The 17,154-nt window shown below is 58.5% G+C and carries 19 protein-coding genes and 1 pseudogene; 10 read left to right on the top strand and 10 right to left on the bottom strand.

Features of this window, described 5'->3' with window-relative positions; genetic code table 11:
• Window positions 1–15: 15 nt before the first annotated feature.
• Window positions 16–324, bottom strand: coding sequence for a cupredoxin family copper-binding protein (locus ACIOZM_RS02505; protein ID WP_401209150.1), 309 nt, complete (start codon window positions 322–324; stop codon window positions 16–18).
• A 14-nt stretch (window positions 325–338) separates the two neighbouring features.
• Window positions 339–1,307, bottom strand: coding sequence for a metallophosphoesterase family protein (locus ACIOZM_RS02500; RefSeq protein ID WP_401209147.1), 969 nt, complete (start codon window positions 1,305–1,307; stop codon window positions 339–341).
• Between the two features lie 153 nt (window positions 1,308–1,460).
• On the opposite strand from ACIOZM_RS02500, the gene ACIOZM_RS02495 reads away from it, so the two are divergent.
• The 3 genes from ACIOZM_RS02495 to ACIOZM_RS02485 all read left to right on the top strand — a co-directional run bounded on the left by ACIOZM_RS02495 (window position 1,461) and on the right by ACIOZM_RS02485 (window position 3,243).
• Window positions 1,461–1,973: a sigma-70 family RNA polymerase sigma factor gene (locus ACIOZM_RS02495; RefSeq protein WP_401209145.1), complete on the top strand. Its 513-nt coding sequence runs from the start codon at window positions 1,461–1,463 to the stop codon at window positions 1,971–1,973.
• The gene (locus ACIOZM_RS02490; protein ID WP_401209142.1) at window positions 1,966–2,709 is read left to right on the top strand and encodes an anti-sigma factor family protein; all 744 of its coding nucleotides are present in this window, start codon (window positions 1,966–1,968) and stop codon (window positions 2,707–2,709) included. The genes ACIOZM_RS02495 and ACIOZM_RS02490 overlap by 8 nt, the downstream gene beginning before the upstream one ends.
• Before the next feature lie 117 nt (window positions 2,710–2,826).
• Complete coding sequence (locus ACIOZM_RS02485; RefSeq protein ID WP_401209139.1) at window positions 2,827–3,243, top strand: low affinity iron permease family protein; 417 nt, start codon at window positions 2,827–2,829, stop codon at window positions 3,241–3,243.
• Window positions 3,244–3,284: 41 nt separating this feature from the next.
• On the opposite strand, the gene ACIOZM_RS02480 is transcribed toward ACIOZM_RS02485, so the two are convergent.
• On the bottom strand, window positions 3,285–3,974 hold the full coding sequence (locus ACIOZM_RS02480; protein ID WP_401209137.1) for an alpha/beta hydrolase: 690 nt from the start codon (window positions 3,972–3,974) through the stop codon (window positions 3,285–3,287).
• 247 nt (window positions 3,975–4,221) lie between these two features.
• Here ACIOZM_RS02480 and ACIOZM_RS02475 point away from each other — a divergent pair, with 247 nt between their 5' ends.
• The 4 genes from ACIOZM_RS02475 to ACIOZM_RS02460 all read left to right on the top strand — a co-directional run bounded on the left by ACIOZM_RS02475 (window position 4,222) and on the right by ACIOZM_RS02460 (window position 8,633).
• A complete protein-coding gene (locus ACIOZM_RS02475; RefSeq protein WP_401209135.1) occupies window positions 4,222–5,838 on the top strand; it encodes an arylsulfatase in 1,617 nt (538 codons plus the stop codon).
• 73 nt (window positions 5,839–5,911) lie between these two features.
• Window positions 5,912–7,180, top strand: a complete 1,269-nt coding sequence (locus ACIOZM_RS02470; RefSeq protein ID WP_401209132.1) for an OmpP1/FadL family transporter — start codon at window positions 5,912–5,914, stop codon at window positions 7,178–7,180.
• Window positions 7,181–7,220: 40 nt separating this feature from the next.
• Entirely contained in the window at window positions 7,221–7,895 is a 675-nt protein-coding gene (locus ACIOZM_RS02465; RefSeq protein WP_401209129.1) for a DUF3313 domain-containing protein, read from the top strand.
• A gap of 75 nt (window positions 7,896–7,970) precedes the next feature.
• Window positions 7,971–8,633 carry a glutathione S-transferase family protein gene (locus ACIOZM_RS02460; protein WP_401209126.1) on the top strand — a complete coding sequence of 221 codons (663 nt, stop codon included), beginning with the start codon at window positions 7,971–7,973 and terminating at the stop codon, window positions 8,631–8,633.
• Between the two features lies 1 nt (window position 8,634).
• Here ACIOZM_RS02460 and ACIOZM_RS02455 read toward each other — a convergent pair whose 3' ends face one another.
• From ACIOZM_RS02455 to ACIOZM_RS02435, 5 genes are read right to left on the bottom strand one after another with little or no spacing between them, the layout of a single operon-like run.
• Entirely contained in the window at window positions 8,635–9,660 is a 1,026-nt protein-coding gene (locus tag ACIOZM_RS02455) for a GlxA family transcriptional regulator (RefSeq protein WP_401209124.1), read from the bottom strand.
• Window positions 9,661–9,710: 50 nt separating this feature from the next.
• A complete protein-coding gene (locus ACIOZM_RS02450) occupies window positions 9,711–10,832 on the bottom strand; it encodes an agmatine/peptidylarginine deiminase (RefSeq protein WP_401209120.1) in 1,122 nt (373 codons plus the stop codon).
• Between the two features lie 53 nt (window positions 10,833–10,885).
• Window positions 10,886–11,989, bottom strand: a complete 1,104-nt coding sequence (locus ACIOZM_RS02445; protein ID WP_401209117.1) for an extracellular solute-binding protein — start codon at window positions 11,987–11,989, stop codon at window positions 10,886–10,888.
• A gap of 1 nt (window position 11,990) precedes the next feature.
• A complete protein-coding gene (aguB, locus tag ACIOZM_RS02440) occupies window positions 11,991–12,899 on the bottom strand; it encodes an N-carbamoylputrescine amidase (RefSeq protein WP_401209114.1) in 909 nt (302 codons plus the stop codon).
• A gap of 3 nt (window positions 12,900–12,902) precedes the next feature.
• Window positions 12,903–13,955 (bottom strand): agmatine/peptidylarginine deiminase, encoded by a 1,053-nt coding sequence (locus ACIOZM_RS02435; RefSeq protein ID WP_401209112.1) that lies wholly within the window; start codon window positions 13,953–13,955, stop codon window positions 12,903–12,905.
• 112 nt (window positions 13,956–14,067) lie between these two features.
• Here ACIOZM_RS02435 and ACIOZM_RS02430 point away from each other — a divergent pair, with 112 nt between their 5' ends.
• Complete coding sequence (locus ACIOZM_RS02430; RefSeq protein WP_401209109.1) at window positions 14,068–14,925, top strand: LysR substrate-binding domain-containing protein; 858 nt, start codon at window positions 14,068–14,070, stop codon at window positions 14,923–14,925.
• On the opposite strand, the gene ACIOZM_RS02425 is transcribed toward ACIOZM_RS02430, so the two are convergent.
• The gene (locus ACIOZM_RS02425; RefSeq protein ID WP_401209106.1) at window positions 14,906–15,832 is read right to left on the bottom strand and encodes a LysR substrate-binding domain-containing protein; all 927 of its coding nucleotides are present in this window, start codon (window positions 15,830–15,832) and stop codon (window positions 14,906–14,908) included. The genes ACIOZM_RS02430 and ACIOZM_RS02425 overlap by 20 nt on opposite strands.
• Window positions 15,833–15,962: 130 nt before the next feature.
• On the opposite strand from ACIOZM_RS02425, the gene ACIOZM_RS02420 reads away from it, so the two are divergent.
• Window positions 15,963–16,361, top strand: a complete 399-nt coding sequence (locus tag ACIOZM_RS02420) for a RidA family protein (RefSeq protein ID WP_401209103.1) — start codon at window positions 15,963–15,965, stop codon at window positions 16,359–16,361.
• Between the two features lie 13 nt (window positions 16,362–16,374).
• A pseudogene (locus ACIOZM_RS02415) lies at window positions 16,375–16,572 on the top strand (transcriptional regulator); the annotation flags it as partial.
• Window positions 16,573–16,585: 13 nt separating this feature from the next.
• Here ACIOZM_RS02415 and ACIOZM_RS02410 read toward each other — a convergent pair.
• Window positions 16,586–17,038, bottom strand: a complete 453-nt coding sequence (locus ACIOZM_RS02410) for an Lrp/AsnC family transcriptional regulator (protein WP_401209263.1) — start codon at window positions 17,036–17,038, stop codon at window positions 16,586–16,588.
• Window positions 17,039–17,154: the final 116 nt, after the last annotated feature.

Raw genomic sequence — 17,154 nt, 5'->3', positions numbered from 1 at the left:
AGTTTCCAGCGACGGCTACTGAGTGACCACAATCTTCCCGATCATCTGCGGATGCAGCGCACAAAAATACTCGAATTCTCCCGGCGTATTGAACACCCAGGAAAAGCTGTCATCGGTATCCAGCGCTCCCGAGCGAAACACCTTGTGCGTCTCAGCCACCGTGTGCGGAATCTGGTCGTCGTTGACCCATGTCACCTTGGTGCCAACCGCCACAGTCAGGTCCTTGGGCCCGAACATGAACTCCTTGATATCGATCTTCACCTCCTGCGCCCACACCGGCATCGACAACATCAGGCACAGCAACGGCAACATTCGCGTGTTCATCTGAGTGCCCTCCCCTAGACCAGTGTCGAATCGATCAACGCCAACGGATGATCGCCCTGTGTCGCCCGCACATCGGTGATCCCCAGATAGTTGCGCAATTGATCGGCCGCCACCGTCATTGGCCCCGGAGTCGGCGCCGCACCCGGTGCAGGTTGCGGATAGGCCGTGCCCCGCGCGGTATGAAAGGTGATATTGCCCTCGACCTTTTGGATGACCTGATGAATATGCCCGTTCAATACCGTCACCGAACCGTACTTGCGCAGCATCGCAATCGCCTGATCGCCATCCTCGGTGCCCCAGCCCCACGGCTGGTAAATCGTCCACAACGGAATGTGCGTAAACACGACGATGGGGGTACTGCTGGTCACCGCGCGTAAGTCATCCGCCAGCCATGCCAGTTGATCGGCGCCGAGAGTGGCTTCATGGCCAGCCTGGAAGTTGAAGACATTGACCAGCGCGATGAAATGCACACCGTGGTCATCGAAGCTGTACCAGCCGTTGCCTTTGGTGCCCTTGCCGTAACGCTCCAGATAAAGCTTGCCGCCGCCCTCGTCGAGGGTGTCGTGTTCACCGGGCACGTAATGCACGGCCGATGGCAGGCCTTTGAGCACCTGATCCGCTGTATCGAACTCCTCGGCTTTGGACAGGTGCGTGATGTCGCCGGTATGCAGGATCAGCGCCGGCCGTTTTGGCAGCGCGATGACCTTGTCGATGGCCACTTGCAGCGTTTTGAGCGGTTCAGGATTGGCTTCCTTGTTGAAGCCGATGTGCGAGTCGCTGATCTGTACGAAGTGGAACGTGCTGGCCATTGCCTTGGGATCGATGACGTTGCCCGCCTCATCCAGCGCAAAGGCCCGGGGAATGCCGCCGTGCAAGGCCCAGATCACCCCGGCACCGGCCCACGCCGAGCACTTGAGCAACGTTCGGCGGTCAGGGTTTAGCAATGTGTCGGTGCGCCGTGGGTGTTTTGCTTGAATGTCCATCGGTATGTCCTCGCTGGCGGACTACAGTGATGTAGCTGACACGAGGTAAACCTTGCAGGACGGACGTTTATTCCACGCGGAAAAATAGATTTTTTTCGCGGAATAAAAGACCACGCATCACGGTTATAGAGGTGTGACGGTGCGGAACCGACTATGAAGCGATTTGAGGAACTGATTGCGCCCCATCTGGACGCCGCCTACAACCTCGCCCGCTGGCTGACTGGCAACGACAGCGCCGCCCGCGATGTCGTGCAGGAAAGCGCTCTGCGGGCGTTCAGATTCTTGCAGCGGTTTGCCGATGGCAACGCCAAGGCCTGGTTCCTGACCATCGTGCGCAACGAAAGCTACACCTGGCTCAAAGCCTCGGCCGGTCACCATTGGGTCACTATCGATGACGACATGGGCGATGACGTTGCAGCCCTCAGCCACGGCCAGACCCCGGAACTGCTGGCGATTCACACGGAAAACGCCGCTCTGATTCAGCAAGCCCTGAGCGCCCTGCCGCCAGTCTTTCGAGAGGTGATTGTGTTGAAAGAACTCGAAGACATGCCTTACAAGGACATCGCCATGGTGGTGGATATTCCTATCGGCACCGTCATGTCGAGACTGGCCCGGGCGCGCGCCATGCTCAAACTCGAATTACTGAAGTTGCACGATCATGAATGAACTCGACTGCACCGTTTGCCGGACAAACTTGCACGGCTATCTGGATCAGGAACTGGATACCGCGACGGCTGCGGATGTGGCCGCGCATCTGGCTTCATGCGCCGAGTGCACGCGTCTGCATGATGAGGTGAAACTGCTGAAAGTCAGCGTGAAGAGACTGGCAACGCACTATCCGGCGCCGGCATCGTTGGCCGCCAGCGTGTTTGCCGTTGATGCGCCCTCACCCGGTTTCATGGAGCGCTGGCGAAAATGGTTTGCACCGACGTTTTCTGCGGCGGCGCTGGCCTTGGCTGCGGTGCTCTACGTGGCAACTCCAAGCAGTGAACAACCGTTGATGGACGAGGCTGTCTCCAGCCATGTTCGCTCATTGATGGGTGAACATCTGAACGATGTGGTGTCCTCGGATCGTCACACCGTGAAGCCCTGGTTCACCGGCAAACTCGACTTCTCGCCACCAGTCTTCGATTACTCGGCTCAGGGCTTTCCATTGCTCGGGGGTCGACTGGACTACTTGCAGCACCAGACCACGGCGGCTCTCAGTTATGGCCGGGCCAAACACATCATCAATGTGTTTATCCTGCCCACGCAGGAGGCCGATACACAACGGCAAAGCCAGACGATTCGTGGCTTCAACGTGGTGACCTGGCAAGCCGGTCACATGCGCTTCGTGGTGGTTTCCGATGTGGAAAAAAGCGAACTGGAGGCGTTTAGCCAGTTGCTCAGGAGTGGTACTTGAGGGAGTGTTGAGGCTCGTCAGATGAAATTATTTTCATCTGACTCTCATGGCTGAAAAAAAACGAATTACGCCGCGGCGGATGTGTCCATTTGTTACAGACAACAAGGATCTACCGCCATGAAATTCTCCAAAATCTGCCAAACACTTTGCAACTGGTCAGGAAGCCCGAAAGTCTTCCTTTCTGCGGTGGTGTTGATCCTCATATGGGCTAGCACCGGACCGGTATTTCACTACAACGACACTTGGCAACTGATCATCAACACCTCGACCACCATCATCACTTTCCTGATGGTGTTCCTGATTCAAAACACCCAGAACCGCGACAACGACATCCTGCACCTGAAAATCGACGAATTGCTGCGAGCGAACAAGGAAGCTCAGAACGCCGCACTAAGTCTTGAAAAAAAGGGCACCAAGGAACTCCGCGCATTAAGGGAGGAATACTCGGCGATGGGCGAAAGCGAGACGATCCAGGTAAATGCGCCCCCAACCAACGCCGAAGCAGCGAGCATCCCGTCCGCGCCCCAGGTCTAGCGCCCCGGCGCCTGTCCGTTGAAGCCGAGGCTGTCCTTCTATTAAACCGCGCTGGCCGCTTCGTCGATCAGCGCCGCCACCTCGGCCGCATGCGATGCCAGCGACGCATGGCTGGCATTCAGTGTGATGACTTTTTTCGCACCCAGCCGCGCCGACATCAGCTTCTGGTTATCCGGATGGATCATGTGATCCTCGCTGGAGATCTGATACCACGACGGTTTGTTCTTCCACGCAGCATTGCTGATCGTGTCACCAAAGGTGCTGGCCAGTGGCGCCTTCTGGGTTACGGCCATCACTAGCGCCTCATCGGCAGTCAGATCCTGGCAAAAGCTTTCATGGAATTTGTCGGCCTTGAGCCAGAGAAAACCATCGCTGTCAGGGGCAAGATTCGGCGCCGCCGCCGGAGGATGCTGCTGAGTCAGACCGCCGGGGCTTTCACCGGCATCCGGCGCGAACGCGGCGATGTACACCAGCCCGACGACATTTGACTGATTACCCGCCTCGGTGATCACCGCCCCGCCGTAGGAGTGCCCGACCAGCAACACCGGGCCGCTTTGTTGCGCGATCATTTTGCGGGTGCGCTCGGCGTCATCGGCCAGCGATGTCAGCGGCATTTCCACCGCATGAATGTCGGTGTAACCCTTGCGGGTCAGCTCGATAATCACCTTGGCCCAATGCGCGGCACCGCCCCAAAACCCGTGTACCAGCACAATTGTCGGTTTATTACTCATGGCCCTGCTCCTGTCCGTGAAGAAAAGATGAATTGCCAATTGCCGGCGCAGTATGGAACCGATCCGCCGATCCAGCCATGTGCGCAAACCACTCATTTGTCTGTAAGACCTGTGTTACATCGGCTCCGGCTTGAAAATCTTTTCTGGCTAAATCCCGGTTCGAATCTACGCTCTTGCCGGGGATACATATTTAAAGAAAGGTCGGGGGCCTGACTTCGCTACTTATGCAAGTACGCAGGAGCACCTCATGAACCGGACAAGAATCTCCAGGCTATTCGCTGTTTCAATGCTGTTATCCGCAATGATTGTTCCCGTCACCACGCACGCTGCCGACAAACCTCCACCCAACATCGTGGTGATCATGGGCGACGATATTGGCTGGTCGAATATCGGTGTCTACAACCAGGGCATGATGGCCGGGCGCACGCCCAACCTCGATCAGCTCGCGGCTGAAGGCATGCGTTTTACCGACTATTACGCCGAAGCCAGTTGCACCGCCGGGCGCGCCAATTTCATCACCGGCGAACTGCCGATCCGTACCGGCATGACCACGGTCGGACAGGCTGGCTCACCCATCGGCATTCCCGCTGAAGCGGTGACCATCGCCACCGTGCTCAAATCCATGGGTTACGCCACCGGCCAGTTCGGCAAGAACCACTTGGGTGACCTCAACGAATTCCTGCCTACCGTGCACGGGTTCGATGAGTTCTTCGGCTACCTCTACCACCTCGACGCCATGGAAGACCCGGCGCATCCCAACTATCCGAAAGAGCTGCTGGACACCGTAGGGCCACGCAATATGGTTCACAGCTGGGCGACCACCTCCGACGACGCCACCGTGATGCCACGCTGGGGCAAGGTCGGCAAACAGAAGATCGAAGACGCTGGCACGCTGTATCCGGAGCGCATGAAAACCGTTGATGACGAAATCCAGGCGAAAGCCTTCGCATTCATCGACAAGGCCAAGCAGGACAATAAACCGTTCTTCCTCTGGCTCAATCCGACCCGGATGCACATCGTCACGCACCTTTCCGACAAGTACCAAGCCATGCGTAATTCACAAAATGGCTGGTCAGAACAAGAAGCAGGCATGGCGCAACTAGACGATATCGTCGGCGACGTCCTGGCCAAGCTGAAAAAAGACGGCATGGACGACAACACCATCGTGATGTTCACCACCGACAACGGCGCTGAAAACTTCACCTGGCCCGACGGCGGCACCACACCGTTTGCCATGGGCAAAGGCACGGTAATGGAAGGTGGTTTCCGCGTACCGGCGATTGTCCGCTGGCCTGGCCAGGTGCCGCCCAACACTATCTCCAACGGGATCATGTCCGGCATGGACTGGTTCCCGACCTTCATCACCGCAGCGGGTAATCCCTCAATCACCAGCGAGTTGCTCAAAGGCAAACAAGTAGGCGACACGACCTACAAAGTTCACCTGGACGGCTACGATCAGACCCCCATGATCACCGGTAAAGGTCCGTCGAATCGGCATGAAATTTTCTACTTCGGTGAAAGCGCACTCGGCGCGATCCGCATCGATGACTTCAAGTACCGCTTCATCGATCAACCAGGTGGCTGGTTGGGTGCCAAAGTCACACTGGACATGCCGATCCTGACCAATCTGCGGCTCGATCCGTTCGAGCGCGCCGGCTGGCCACAGAACATGGCGGCCACCGGTTCGCTGGAGTATTTCGAGTGGTTCAAATTCCAGTTCTGGCGCTTTGTGTTTGTCCAGCAACAGGTGGTGAAACTGGCGGAAACAGCAGTCGAGTATCCGCCGATGCAGAAAGGCGCAAGCTTCAATCTTGAAGCGGTCAAGGAGCGAATCCAGGCCGCGCGTGCGGCGTTGGACAAGTAGCACTTCAGGCAATGGGCGGGTGACCAATGCCGGTCACCCGTGTTCTTGACGAATGCTTGCCGAGGTAAGCCCCATGCATAGCAGAAGATCCGCCTTGTCCACGCTCACGCTACTGAGCATGTGTATCCAGCAAGCCCACGCGGGCGGCATCATGCTTTACGAGATCGGTACGGATAACGCCGGCCTGGCCAACGCCGGCGCCGCCGCCCGGGCGCAAGGCCCCTCGACCATCGCCAGCAACCCGGCAGGTCTGAGTTACCTGCCAGGCACGCAAATCACCGGCGGTTTGCAGGTGCTGTACGGCAACCTGACCTTCAACCGTGATTCCGACACCAATGGCACGGGCAACGGCAGTGGTAACGCGCTCGACCCGATTCCCGGCGGAAGTTTTTTCATCAGCCACCAACTCGACGAACATTGGAGCGTCGGTTTTGGCAATTACGGCGACTTCGGTCTGGCGGCCAACTACGACAACAACTGGTCCGGGCGTTACTTTGCGCAAAACGCCAGCCTCGCCGGCTTGTCGTTTGTGCCGAGCGTGGCGTATCGCTTCAATGATGAGTGGTCGGTGGGCCTAGGCGTCAAAGCCATGCACGGCATGCTCCAGGCGCAAACTGCGATCGATCGCTCGCCCTTCGGCCTGACGGATCGCAGTGACGGCCAGTTCAAGTACAAGGACAACGACTGGGGTTTCGGCGCCAATGCCGGGGTGATTTATGCCCCGCAGGCCGGTACGCGCATTGGCCTGGCCTACACCAGCAAGGTCGATCTGAAGTTCGAGGATGGTCTCGACGTCAAGGGCAACGGTCCGGCGCTGCAACGCCTCGATGGCCTCAACACTCAGCTCGACATGACCGTGCCACAAACCGTGACCCTGAGCCTGTTCCAGCAACTCGACTCGAAATGGGCGCTGCTGGCCTCGGCCAACTGGCAGGACTGGTCAGAGTTCGGTGACATCGCCGTTCAGGTCGACACCACCGCGGTCGGCGCCCAGTCGACTACGATCAACGCGCACTTCAAAGACACCTGGCAACTGGCGCTCGGCGCCCAGTATCAGGCCACTCCGCAACTGCTATGGAATGTCGGCATGGCTTACGACAGCAGCGCCGTTTCGGACAGTAACCGAACCTTCACCGTACCAATGGGCGCGTCCTGGCGCATTGCGACAGGCGCCACCTATGCTCTGAACAAGGACACCGACGTCAACGTCAGCTGGGCGATGGTCTGGCTCGGTGACATGCCGGTCGATCAGACCAAATCCACCTCGGGCACGCGAACTTCCGGACAGTTCGACAATGCCTGGATTCAAGCCCTGACCGGAAACATGACCTGGCGTTTCTGATACTGCACAAAAACAACTCGACCTGATCCAAGGAGCACACATGAACGTTTCTCGAAAAATGCTGATCGGCGCGATAACAGCCAGTCTCCTGCTCGGTGCCTGCACCTCGAAAGTCACCGAGCGCGAGCAATACTCAGGCTTCCTGCCGAATTACAACAACCTGCAAGAAGTGACCACCACCAGCGGCGAAAAAGCCATGCGCTGGGTGATCCCGTCGTGGAACCCGAACGCCTATGACACGGTGGTTTTCAACCGGCTGGAGTTGTATCCGGCGCCACAGCCGAATGAGCGGGTCGACCGCCAGACCCTGCAAGACATCCAGAACTATATGACCAGCAGAGCCCAAGGCATTCTGGGCCAGAAGTACCGCGTCGTGAGCAACGTGCAATCCGCCCCGCGCGGCTCAAGAACGCTGATTTTGCGTGCAGCGATTACCGGGGTGAATGCTGAAAACGAAGGTATGAAATGGTATGAGGTCATTCCGGTCGCCGCGGTAGTGGGTGGCGTCAGCGCCGCCACCGGCCATCGCGATCAGGACACCACGCTGTTCATCGAGGCTGAATTTATTGACGCCAGCAACCAGCAGACCGTGGCCAAAGTAGTGCGTAAGGTCTTCGGCACTCAACTGTCGAACTCCAGCCAGAAGATCACCGCGAAGGACTTCAAAGTCGCCATCGACAAGCTCGGTTCGGACATGCAGGCGTTTATTCGCTGACATTCGAAAAATGCGCTCTGTGGTTGATAGTTATCAGCCACAGAGCGCATTTCACCGTAAACCGAGAAGCTGATCATGGCCCTGACGCTCTATTACCATCCGCTGTCCTCGTACTGCCACAAAGTGCTGATCGCACTTTATGAGCATGGGACTGCATTCGAAAAACGCCTCATCGACCTTTCCAGTGACGCTGACCGCGCCGAACTTCAGGCGCTGTGGCCGCTCGTCAAGTTTCCGCTGATCCGCGATCATGCCAGGCAACGCAATGTGCCGGAGTCGAGTGTGATCATTGAATACCTCGACCACTTCCATGCCGGCAAGCATCCATTGATTCCCAGCGACAGGGATGCCGCGCTGGAGGTGCGTCTGTGGGACCGGTTCTTCGACAACCATGTGCAGACGCCGATGCAGCAGATCGTCAGTGATCGCCTGCACGGCAAAAATGGAGACGTCTCAAGCTATCGCAATGCCCTGCTGACCGCTTACAGCATCCTTGACCGCCAATTGGCATCGCGCACCTGGGCGGCGGGTGAAAGGTTCAGCATGGCCGATTGCTCGGCAGCACCCGCGCTGTTTTACGCCAGCACACTGGTGCCATTTACCGACGAACATCGCCACTTGAGCGCCTATTTCGAGCGATTGGTTCAACGTCCGTCATTCCAGCGGGTTCTTGAGGAAGCCAAACCCTGCTTCGAGTTCTACCCATTTGCCGAGGCCATCCCCGAGCGATTTCGCTGAGTCATTTGACCAGCCGTTTTTCCTTGGACGGGCGATAACCGAAATAGGAGCTGTAGCACTTGCTGAAATGGCTCGGCGAGACAAAACCACAGGCCACCAGCACTTCCACCTGCGACAGCTCGGTGTGTTGCAGTAAGCGCCGCGCTTCGGTGATCCGCAGTTCGAGGTAATAGCGCTGCGGCGTGGTGCCCAGTTGTTCCTTGAACAGGCGCTCCAGTTGCCGCCGCGAACGGCCGGCATACACCGCCAGTTGCTCCAGCTCCAGCGGCTCCTCAAGATTGGCGTCCATCAGCTTGACCACCTCACGCAGTGGCGCGCTGACGCAGATGTTTTCATCAGGTTTGATCCGCCGGTAACGCGATTCCTCGAACGCGAGAATGTCCTCGATGCCTTCAACCAGCGCCTTGCCGTGCAGGCTCTTGATCCAGTCCAGCGCCATATGAAAAGCGCCGGACGGGCTCGACGCGGTCAGTCGGTCGCGGTCGATCACGTAGGGTTCGCTGCTGACGTGAGTGGACTTGGCGATTTCCGTCAGCGCCGGCCGATGCTCGGGGTGAATCGCGCAGCGATAGCCGTCAAGCAAACCCACCCGGCCGAGAAACCACGCACCGTTCCATAACCCGGCCAGACTGATGCCACGCTCGGCGGCGGAGCGCAACAGACTGTTCAGTTCATCCGAGGCTTTGAGTTCAGTTCGATAGCCGCCGCAGACCACCAGTAAATCCAGCTCCTGCAGCGCAGCGGAGTTAATCCGCGCGTCAGGACGAATGACCAATCCCAGATCACTGATCACCTCGCCTTCGCCCAGCCCGAATGTACGGGCAGCAAACAGCCCCGAACGCAGCAAATTGGCGGTGATGATCGTATCCAGCGCCTGGGTAAAGGCCGGCAGTGAAAAGTGTTCGAGCAGCAGAAAACCGGTGCGGGTCACGCGGGTAGTATCAGCGGAGGGCTCGTTGAGATAACGAAGGTTTTTACCCTTCATGCCTCCGCTGAATTGGCGTCTTTCGATCAAGGTCTGGCCCATCGGTTACGTTGTTATCCGCCGATAGTTGGCCTGATGCTGCCAAGAGTCAATCACGCCTGTGGCTGATGACTGGTCACGCAGTGAATCCCGCCGCCACCGGCCGCGATCGCGTCAATGTTGAGCTGCTCGATCTTGCGCCCTGGATACAGGCTGGTGAGCAGATCCAGCGCCTTCTTGTCTGCCACTTTGTCACCGAACTCAGGCGCAATAATCGCGCCGTTGACCACGAAATAGTTGATGTAACCGGCGGCGAAATCCGGGTTGCCCTTGTTGAACTTGCTTTTGCGTGGATTCAACGGCGGAGACATCGTGTGGATCTGCAATTTTCGACCATCGGCATCCGTAGCGTTCTTGAGGATTTCCAGGTGCGCCAGGGTGACTTTGTGGTCGTAGGATTCAGGGTCGGTGTCGAGGTTGGCGATCACCACGCCCGGCTTGACGAATCGGGCATAAAAATCGACGTGTGCATCGGTGATGTCCTTGCCCTTGATTCCCGGCAGCCAGATGATTTTGCGCAGGCCCAACTGGGCTTTGAGTTCTTCTTCGACCTCGGACTTGCTCCAGTCCGGGTTGCGATTGGCGTTGATCCAGCTGCTTTCGGTCATGATCCCGGTGCCGTGGCCATCGACTTCGATGCCACCGCCCTCGCCCACCAGTTCGCTGCGCATATAGGTTGCCTGTGAATCGCTGGCGACACGCTTGGCGATTTTCGCGTCTTTCGTGTGCTGCTGTTTGTCGCCCCAACCGTTGAAGTTGAAGTCGACTGCGCCGAGGCCGCCCCTGTCGTCGATGACAAAGTTGGCGCCGATATCACGCATCCAGATGTCGTCGAGTGCGGTGATCACGTAGGTGACATTGCTGCTGCCGCAATGTTTTTCCGCCAGATTACGCTCGCTCTGACGGCAGAACACCGTGACCGGCTCATAGCGGGCGATTGCGCGGGCGACCCGGCCCAACGCGGCTTGCACATCGGCGGTGAAGTCTTCCCAGATCGCGTCCTGCGCGCCGAACGCAATATAGGCCCGCTCGTGTTTGTCGCCTTCGTCCGGCATGAACCAGCGGCCTTCGCTGGCGGCCAACACTTGCATCGGCGACAGGCCGAGGCCGATGAAAGCCGCGCTCGCGCCGGCGACTACCGATACCTGTTTGATGAATTCGCGACGGGTCGACATGTGGTTTTTTCCTGAAAAAAGTGAAGGCCGGCGCCTCGGGCGCCGGCCATGGATCACGGTTGAGTAGCGGTTTTGAATTTGGTCCAGGTACGCATCCGCGCCCGCATGTCGGCCTGAGGAATATCCTTGCCCGGGATCAATCGAGCATAGGTCGCTTCGTCGAGGTAGATGTCCGGGTTGTCGCGCATCGCTGCATCGACGTTCGCTCGCGCCTTGGCGTTGGAGGTCGGGTAACCGGTGAAATTGCTGATCGCGGCCATGTTCTCCGGGCGCATGACGAAGTTGATGAACGCGTAGGCGTATTCCGGATGTTTGGCATCGACCGGAATTGCCATGGTGTCCATCCACACTGTGGTGCCTTCGCGGGGGATGCGGTACTCGAATTTCGTGGTCTTGCCGGCGCTGTCCGAGGTGCGTTGCGTCTGGGTCATGTCGCCGCTGTAGCCGAGCGACAGGCACAGATTGCCATTGACCAGATCGGTCACCGGTTGCGACTGGAACTTGCGGATGTACGGCCGCAACTTCATCAGCAGTTCACTGGCTGCCGCCAGATCCTCAGGTTTGCCACTGCGCGGATCGCGTCCGAGATAATTCAGCACCACCGCCAGCGCTTCATCCGGCGAGTCGATCATCGAAATCCCGCAATCGGCGAACTTCGCCGCCAGCTCCGGTTTGAACAGCATGTCGAGGCTGTTGACCGGTGCGTCCGGCACGCGTTTTTTGATCTGCTCGACGTTATATGTCAGGCCGATGGTGCCCCAGGTGTAGGGCACCGTGGCTTTGCTCGAATGCTCGTAATGGCTGCGCAGCTTCTGCAAACCGGGTTCGATGTCGGCCATGGCGTCGAGTTTTGACTGGTCCAACGGCATCAAGCTACCCGCGCGCATCAGCCGCTCGGCGACCGTATCACCGGGGAAGATCAGGTCATAACCGCTGCCGCCCGAGAGCATTTTCGCTTCAAGGGTTTCGCTGCCGTCCATAACGTCGTAAATCACCTTGATCCCGGTTTCGGCGGTGAAGCGCGTCAGCGTGTCTTCGGCAAAATAGTCGGCCCAGTTGTACAGCCGCAGGGTTTTGTCTTCGGCATGCGCCAACGGCATCACACCGAGCAGAACCAGGCCCAGAGCGCCGAGCAATCGTTTGTGGTGAGTGAGCATGTCAAACCCCTTGCGCGTTCCAGCGTGAATGAAGGTGACGGCCGTCCTGGCTGAGTAGTGCGCCGTACATCTCCGGGCGACGATCACGGTAGATGCCCCAGCTCAGGCGTTCTTCGCGCATCGCCGCCAGATCGAGGCTTTGCACCAGCACGCCAGTGCTGTCGCGGTCGGCTTCGGCGAGCAACTTGCCCTTGTGATCGCAGATGAACGACGAGCCGTAGAAGCCCATTTGCAAGTCCGCATCGCTGGTCGCCACTTCGCGCCCGACGCGGTTCGACGCCAGCACTGGCAGCAGATTGGCGGCGGCGTGACCGCGCATGGTCATCTGCCAATGATCGCGTGAATCGAGAGTGGCGCAGCCGGGTTCTGAACCAATGGCCGTGGGAAACAGCAGCACTTCGGCGCCCATCAATGCCAGGCAACGTGCGGTTTCGGGGAACCACTGATCCCAGCAGATGCCCACGCCGATGCGCCCGAACGCGGTGTCCCAGACACGGAAACCGGTATCGCCGGGGCTGAAATATTCCTTCTCCTGATAGCCGATGGCGTTAGGGATGTGGGTCTTGCGATAGACACCCAGCAGACGCCCGTCAGCATCGGCGACGCTCAACGAATTGAAGTACGCATTGCCAGCCTTCTCGAACCAGCTCAGCGGCAGCACCACGCCCAACTCCTTGGCCAGCGCGGCGAAGCGTGCGAGTACGCGGCTGTCGCTGTATTCCTCGGCCAACGCCAAGTGTTGGTGGCGCTGTTCGATGCAGAAATACGGCGTGGCGAACAGCTCCTGCAACAGGATCACCTGCGCACCCTTGCCGGCTGCTTCGCGGACCAACTGCTCGGCCTGATCAAGATTGCGCTGCAAGTCCCAGGTGCACGGCATCTGGATGGTGGCGACGGTCAGAAGCGTCATCGATCAACCCTCCACCGGCCAGGCTGGCTGTTGCTGAGTGATGCAATGCACACCGCCGCCGCCATGCGCCAGATTGTTGATCCGTACCGGCACCACTTCACGGCCGGGGAACGCTTGCGCCAATACTTCTGCCGCGACGCCGTCCGCCTCGATGCCGTAAGCCGGCATGATGATCGCGCCATTGGCGATGTAGAAGTTGGTGTAGGACGCGCAGAACACTTCCGCTTCGGTGTCCACCGCTTCGCTGGCTTCGTAGAGTTCGATCAGCTCGAATTTGCGGCCCTGCGCATCGGTCGCCAGTTCCAGCGCCCGACGGTTTTCCCGCGCCACTTCGGCGTACACCGACTTCTGGTCATGGGTCGCGTCCACCAGCAACACACCGGGACGCGCAAAGGCGCAAACGCCATCGACGTGGCCGTCAGTCATATCGCCGGTGACGTAGTCAGGATCGCCCGGCAGCCAGATGGTTTTTTTCACCCCCAGCAGCCGCGTGAAAACTTCTTCGATCTCGGCCTTGCTCACGCCCGGATTACGGTTGGGATTGAGCAGTACCGATTCAGTAGTAATCAGCGTGCCTTCGCCATCGACATGAATCGCCCCGCCCTCGTTGCTCAACCAGGTGCCAAAGCAATCCAGCCCCAGGTGATTGAGTGCGCGACGCGCCAGACCTTCATCCAGCTCATGCGCCGACTTGCCGCCCCACGAGTTGAACCGCCAGCTGACACCGGCCAAACCGTGCTGCGGGTGACAGACAAAACTTGGGCCGGAATCGCGGCACCAACTGTCGTTCACGGCCAGTTCGATCAGCTCGATGTTCGGCCCGCACAATGCTTTGGCAGAGGCGACTGCCGATGGATCGACGACCAATTTCACCGGTTCGAAACGGGCGATGGCATTCGCTACCCGGGCGAAATCTTCCTGCACCGCTGGCAATGTCACACGCCAGCCCGACTCCCAGAGTGCCTTGTTATGCGGCCAGACCATCCATGTCGCGGCATGCTTGACCCATTCCGCCGGCATCATCCAACCACTGTTTTTATTTTCACTCTGCTGCATGACAAGCACCTGTTAGTTAAGCCATTGTGTTCACACCGGCTATGCTACGGATGCTAAAACAGGCAAACAAACGATGGATTTAGCGCAGAACTGATTAGAGGAACTTATCGATATGCTCAAACACTGGCCACCGCTCAGCTCATTGCGCGGCTTTGAAGCGGCTGCTCGACTGGGCAGTTTTCACAAGGCTGCCGATGAGTTGAGCCTTACGCAGTCGGCGATCAGCCAGCAGATTCGCAGCCTTGAGGCGTACCTCGAACAGCCGCTGTTTTTCCGCAGCGGGCGCAGCGTCGCGCTCACCGATGCCGGCCACGATCTGCTCAGCACCACGCAAGCCATGCTCCAGCAATTGTCGGTGGGTATCCGCCGCTTGGGCCAATATCAGAAACCCAATCAACTGGTGCTCAACACCACGCCGGCATTTGCCCGGCATTGGTTGCTGCCGCGTCTGGCGGACTTTCGCCGCGAGCATCCGCAGGTCGATCTGTGGATTTACAGCACCGACGAAGTGCCGGACATGACCAGCCAGACCATCGATCTGGCGGTGCGCGACGACATCAGTTCCCAGGCCGAATGCAGCTTCAAAGTGCTGCACGCCGACCGCCTCTATCCGGCGTGCCATCCGAGCCTTTTAGCGCTGCCCGCAGAGCAACGCACCACGCTGCATGGCGAGCGGGAAATGGACTGGAGTCATTGGGCGGTGGAGGCTGGAATTGATGTCGGTCAGCAGGATCAGGGGCTGAATTTTTCCGATCCCGGCTTACTGCTGGACGCCGCGAGTGCGGGGCTGGGGATTGCGCTGGTCAGCCAGTTGCTCAGCCGTCAGGCGCGCGACAGTGGTCTGCTGCAACCGTTGGTGGAGCAAACCATCCGTGGCCCGAACTGGGCGCTGCTGACGCACCGTGACAGCGAGAACGATCCGCTGGCGCGCAGTTTCGTCGAATGGCTGCTCAAGAACCTGAGCGAGTAATGACCGGTGCGTGCTGCGCCATCAGTTCGGCAATCCAGTCGATGAACACACGCAGCTTCAGGCTGATATGCCGATTCTGCGGATAAGCAACGTAAAGCGGCATCGATTCAAGTTGCCAGCCTTCGAACAGCGGCATCAATTCACCCCGCCCTTCATGAAGTCTGGACATGTATTTCGGTAGCCATAAGACCCCGAGCCCGGCGAGACCCGCCGCCAGATAGGCGTTGCCATCGTCGACCGCGAGTACGTGCTGCCCGGTGATCCGCAGGTTTTCACTTTGATTGCTTATGGCATACGGCACCGGTTTGCCGGTGCGAGCCCAGAGAAAACCGACCACCCGATGATGCGAGTTTTCCAGCTCCCGTGGGTGCTGCGGTACACCCTCACGCGCCAGATAACTCGGCGCGGCAAAAACGCCTAATTCAAGATCACCGACCCGACGGGCGATCAGCGATTGGTCGAGCAACTCGCCGCCGCGCACCACGCAATCGACGTTCTCATCAATGATGTCGACGATGCGGTCGCTGACGCCCATGTCGATCTGGATATCCGGGTAGCGCCGATGAAATTCCGGCAGCGCCGGTATCAGAATCAAACTGGCCAACGGGCTCGGCACATCGACCCGCAATCGCCCCTTGGGCAGCAATGAGGCACCGGACAGACTGGTTTCGGCGTCGTCCATGTCAGCCAACAGCTTGATCACTCTTTCGTAATAGATCGCACCATCGGCAGTGACGTTGACCTTGCGCGTGGTGCGGTTCAACAGCTTGACGCGCAAGCGTGCCTCCAGTTGCTGAACCAGTTGCGTCACCGTGGTTTTGCTCATGTGCAACGTCTCGGCAGCCTTGGTGAAGCTGCCCGCCTCCACTACCCGGGCAAACGCCTGCATCGCATCAAAACGGTCCATTCACACCCCAATAAGGCTCTGATTGTTTGGATTTAACAAACAGTGAGCGCCAAGGTTGCTGGTTTATCCGCCATACGCAAGTCCCTAGAGTGGCTTCATCACTGGTTTTCACTGACTGATGGAGAAATGTATGACGCAACGTGACGTAGTTTTCCCGCCCGGCCGCCAAGAACTTTATGAGCGTCATCGCTACTCGCCGGCTATTCGCTCCAATGGTTTTCTGTTTGTTTCCGGGCAAGTCGGCAGCACCGAGGATGGTTCGCCCGAGCCGGAGCTGGAAACCCAGGTGCGACGGGCCTTCACCAACCTGAATGCGATTCTCAACGCTGCCGGTTGCACATTCGATGATGTGGTGGATGTCACCGTATTCATTGTCGACCCTCAAACGAAGTTCGAGCGCATCTGGAGTGTCGTGCCCGAGTTCTGGGGCGAGGCGCCGCATCCGACGGTCACGGCAGTGGGCGTGACCTGGCTGTACGGCTTTGAGTTCGAGATCAAGGTGATCGCGAAAATCCCCGAAGGCGCCTGATCGTCAGCCGGGTTGGCAGGGCGCGCCGGCCATGGATATTGGCGCGCATCGGCAGCTCGAACAGATGCTCGCCGCAAGACTTGATGGCGCCGCCGATCAGGCCCTCGCCAGACTGGTGCGCGAGAGCCTGCGACCGGTGCATCTGGTCTGCGATCTGACCCATCGTCTGCTGGTCTGCTCCCCTGCCCGCGCCGCGCAGTTCACCGGCCCGCAATGAACACCCTTCATAACGGTAATGCTCGATCCTGAATCACCCGTTTCATCACCAGTGTCGAGGTCAGGCGCTGAACGTTGGGCAAGGTTGAAAGGCTTTCATCATAAAGCTGCTGGAATGCCGGCAGATCTCGTGTGACGAGATGCAGTAGATAGTCTGGCTCGCCGAAAAGTCGCTGGGCCTCGACTATCTGCGGGATATGTTCCAGCGCCATCTCAAAAGCCTCAACCGCCTGACGATTGCCTTCGCGCAGCGTGACAAACACCATCGCTGAAAAATTCAGGCCCAGCGCAGCCGGTGCCAGTTGCGCCCGATAGCCAATGATCACACCGGACTCTTCGAGCGTGCGCACCCGGCGATGACAAGGCGACAGGCTCAGCCCGACCCGGTCAGCCAATTCGGTGATCGATAGCCGACCATCGGCTTGCAGTTCGGCAAGAATCTTCTGATCAATTCTATCCATTGGCAAATAACTACCCTTAAAGCACTCACTTAATAGAATAAACGACAAAAGATTCTAGCCTGATTCCAATATTCTTTTTCATGACTTTTACAGCGTCTGGCCTGCGCAGTTCGCAA

Source organism: Pseudomonas sp. NPDC087346 (assembly GCF_044744235.1).
In the GTDB taxonomy this organism is placed as follows: Bacteria; Pseudomonadota; Gammaproteobacteria; order Pseudomonadales; family Pseudomonadaceae; genus Aquipseudomonas.
Note: the sequence above shows the minus strand (reverse complement) of the source record. Positions and strands in the feature narration are given on the sequence as shown.

Coding starts and splice junctions, on each gene's coding strand:
- ACIOZM_RS02505 (WP_401209150.1), bottom strand. CDS start 324: ATGAACACGCGAATGTTGCCGTTGCTGTGCCTGATGTTGTCGATGCCG.
- ACIOZM_RS02500 (WP_401209147.1), bottom strand. CDS start 1,307: ATGGACATTCAAGCAAAACACCCACGGCGCACCGACACATTGCTAAAC.
- ACIOZM_RS02495 (WP_401209145.1), top strand. CDS start 1,461: ATGAAGCGATTTGAGGAACTGATTGCGCCCCATCTGGACGCCGCCTAC.
- ACIOZM_RS02490 (WP_401209142.1), top strand. CDS start 1,966: ATGAATGAACTCGACTGCACCGTTTGCCGGACAAACTTGCACGGCTAT.
- ACIOZM_RS02485 (WP_401209139.1), top strand. CDS start 2,827: ATGAAATTCTCCAAAATCTGCCAAACACTTTGCAACTGGTCAGGAAGC.
- ACIOZM_RS02480 (WP_401209137.1), bottom strand. CDS start 3,974: ATGAGTAATAAACCGACAATTGTGCTGGTACACGGGTTTTGGGGCGGT.
- ACIOZM_RS02475 (WP_401209135.1), top strand. CDS start 4,222: ATGAACCGGACAAGAATCTCCAGGCTATTCGCTGTTTCAATGCTGTTA.
- ACIOZM_RS02470 (WP_401209132.1), top strand. CDS start 5,912: ATGCATAGCAGAAGATCCGCCTTGTCCACGCTCACGCTACTGAGCATG.
- ACIOZM_RS02465 (WP_401209129.1), top strand. CDS start 7,221: ATGAACGTTTCTCGAAAAATGCTGATCGGCGCGATAACAGCCAGTCTC.
- ACIOZM_RS02460 (WP_401209126.1), top strand. CDS start 7,971: ATGGCCCTGACGCTCTATTACCATCCGCTGTCCTCGTACTGCCACAAA.
- ACIOZM_RS02455 (WP_401209124.1), bottom strand. CDS start 9,660: ATGGGCCAGACCTTGATCGAAAGACGCCAATTCAGCGGAGGCATGAAG.
- ACIOZM_RS02450 (WP_401209120.1), bottom strand. CDS start 10,832: ATGTCGACCCGTCGCGAATTCATCAAACAGGTATCGGTAGTCGCCGGC.
- ACIOZM_RS02445 (WP_401209117.1), bottom strand. CDS start 11,989: ATGCTCACTCACCACAAACGATTGCTCGGCGCTCTGGGCCTGGTTCTG.
- aguB (WP_401209114.1), bottom strand. CDS start 12,899: ATGACGCTTCTGACCGTCGCCACCATCCAGATGCCGTGCACCTGGGAC.
- ACIOZM_RS02435 (WP_401209112.1), bottom strand. CDS start 13,955: ATGCAGCAGAGTGAAAATAAAAACAGTGGTTGGATGATGCCGGCGGAA.
- ACIOZM_RS02430 (WP_401209109.1), top strand. CDS start 14,068: ATGCTCAAACACTGGCCACCGCTCAGCTCATTGCGCGGCTTTGAAGCG.
- ACIOZM_RS02425 (WP_401209106.1), bottom strand. CDS start 15,832: ATGGACCGTTTTGATGCGATGCAGGCGTTTGCCCGGGTAGTGGAGGCG.
- ACIOZM_RS02420 (WP_401209103.1), top strand. CDS start 15,963: ATGACGCAACGTGACGTAGTTTTCCCGCCCGGCCGCCAAGAACTTTAT.
- ACIOZM_RS02410 (WP_401209263.1), bottom strand. CDS start 17,038: ATGGATAGAATTGATCAGAAGATTCTTGCCGAACTGCAAGCCGATGGT.